At 35.7% G+C, this 308-nt stretch carries 1 protein-coding gene; it reads right to left on the bottom strand.

Annotation, left to right across the window (positions count from 1 at the left end):
- The coding region (locus KVT37_RS32065; RefSeq protein WP_217579006.1) for a hypothetical protein at positions 1-215 on the bottom strand (215 nt) is incomplete at its 3' end.
- Between the last annotated feature and the right edge of the window lie 93 nt (positions 216-308).

The raw sequence follows: 308 nt of genomic DNA on the forward strand, positions 1-308 counted from the left end.
CGAGTTTCATACTTTTGAATATTAATAGCCGGAGCTTCAGGAGTAGCGGTAGAATGAGCGACAACTCCCTCATAAGCCCCAACTCCATAACGATATGGCTCTTGTGGTAATCCTGGAATAATAAGTGTTCTATCAGCAAAAGCACTTACTGCCGATGATAATACAATTACAGCTGCAGTAGAAATTGAGATTAAAAACTTAATAGATTTTTTCATAGTATTATTTCCCCTTTTTGGCCAAACAAAAAAGAGCGCTGTCTTTTGACAATGCTCAATTATGTAAGGCATATATTTTTATTTGTTGTTATG

The organism is Mesorhizobium sp. GbtcB19, assembly GCF_019091085.1.
GTDB lineage: Bacteria > Pseudomonadota > Alphaproteobacteria > Rhizobiales > Rhizobiaceae > Mesorhizobium.